This window comes from Parafrankia irregularis (assembly GCF_001536285.1).
Taxonomy (GTDB): Bacteria; Actinomycetota; Actinomycetes; order Frankiales; family Frankiaceae; genus Parafrankia; species Parafrankia irregularis.
Genome location: NZ_FAOZ01000078.1, coordinates 1 through 1978 on the forward strand (window position 1 = coordinate 1; position 1978 = coordinate 1978).

A 1978-nucleotide genomic window follows, 5' to 3' on the forward strand; every position below is an offset into this window, starting at 1 on the left:
ACCCCGCAAACGTGAAACTCCGCGCACCCGCCACCAACGCGATCTCCCCCGGCGACCGCAACACCTGATCACCAAAAAGACCCGCAACAGTGACACCAGCCAACTCTGCTGGGCTTCCAGTCGTCCAGGCTTCGAGAGCGGGTCTCTCCTCCGCGATCAGCAGATCGACTTCGGCGATGGTCCGGTTCGGATCCTCGGCGATCGCGCCGAGGATCTTCTGAATCACGCCGAGGAAACGCACTGCTGTCTTCTCTTCGAAGAGATCCGTGCTGAAGGTGAGCAATACGGATACTCCGGCGTCGGAGTCGGCCAGATAGAGATCGAGATCTCCCTTGACCGCACCCAGCCCCACCATGCGAGGTCGCACGACGAGATCCCCGACCTCCGGATCCGCTCGGCGTCCGGTAACACGCTGGTAGGTGAGCATGACCTGGAAGACCGGATTTCTGCCGACGACTCGATCCGCAGAGATTGCCGTGACGATCTGATCGAAAGGCGCCGCCTGATGATCGAAGCCATCCAGCACGGTCTGCTTCACACGAGCGAGAACATCGGAGAACGTATCGCCGGGGAAGTATCTGTGGCGGAGGGGAATCGTGTTCACGAAGTATCCGACGACGCCTTCGAGACCGTCCTCGGTACGACCGCCGACTGGCGCGCCGAGAACGACGTCGTCACTCGCGCTCATGACGGATATCGCCAGGGCCACGGCAGCCTGGGAGATCATGAACATCGTGACCCCATGCCCATCTTCGACGCGCCGCAAATCAGCCACGACATCGGATGAGATACTCAAGGAAACATCTGCTGCACGGTACGTCGGTTCAGCCGGCCGGGGACGGTGGGGGCTTATCGTGGATTCACCCGGAGCATCCGCCAGGGTGTCTGCCCAATACTTCAAATGGTGATGTAGTGCGGACTCTGGATCGGTGGGCTGACCGAGCACGGCCTGTTGCCAGACCGCGTAGTCCGCATACTGGATCCCGACCGACTCCCACGTCGGCGCATGCCCCTTGCTTCTTGCCGCGTAGGCGGCGAAGAGATCTTCCAGCACCGTCGGCGTGGACCATTCATCTACGGCGTGATGGTGCACCGCAAGGACGAGAATCCACTCAGCGACCTCCACACGTAGCAGGCCGGCGCGAACCGGGATATCCGCCGCAAGATCGAATCGGCTCCGCACGAGTTCCCGAAGGCGTTTGTCGATCGCGTCCTGTCCCGCCCCGATAAAGTCCTCAGGAATCAGAGGCAGGCGCAAGGCCGCCTCCTCAGTCGTCAGGATCATCTGATGGAGCTGCCCGTCATCCCCCACGATCAACGTACGCAGCGCCTCATGTCGGGCCACGACATCCTGCACCGCTGACCTCAGGGCAGTCTCGTCAAGTTCCCCGGACAGGTGCCGGATCAGAGGGACGACGTAGCGAGCCCCCGGGCCGCCCATCTGCTCGATAACCCAGAGGGAACGCTGCCCATACGTCACAGGCAGCAGTTCCGGGCGTGGAAGATCACCTACACGCGGTACGAGAGATACGGTTTGCGAGGCTCTGTCGACGACACGCGCCAGTCCTTCGATCGTGGCCTGTTCGAACATATCCCGCAGAGTCAGCGCCGAACCCAGTGCCGCATTGGCCCGCGCGACGACTCGGGTTGCCAGCAACGAGTGACCACCCAGGCGGAAGAAGTCATCGTTCGCCCTCAGATTGACCTCACCCCCGAGACCCAGCACCGCCCGGAACACTTCCGCCAGCGAGCGCTCCGTCGGCGTCTGGAGTGCACGCCCGTCGGTGCCGGTGATCTCGCTGAGATCGGGGACGGGCAATGCCTTCCGGTCGAGCTTTCCGTTGACCGTCGTTGCGAAGGAGTCAATTCGGGTGATCGTCGTGGGGATCATGTAGTCGGGGAGGTGCTGTGCGGCGTACTCACGGAGTGACCGGCGGAGCGCGTCATCGCTGGTATCAATGCGAGCCGTGGTCACGTA

At 62.4% G+C, this 1978-nt stretch carries 1 protein-coding gene; it reads right to left on the reverse strand.

What is annotated here, in order from left to right:
* On the reverse strand, positions 1-1978 hold a 1978-nt coding region (locus AWX74_RS38730), incomplete at both ends, for a condensation domain-containing protein (RefSeq protein ID WP_242666619.1).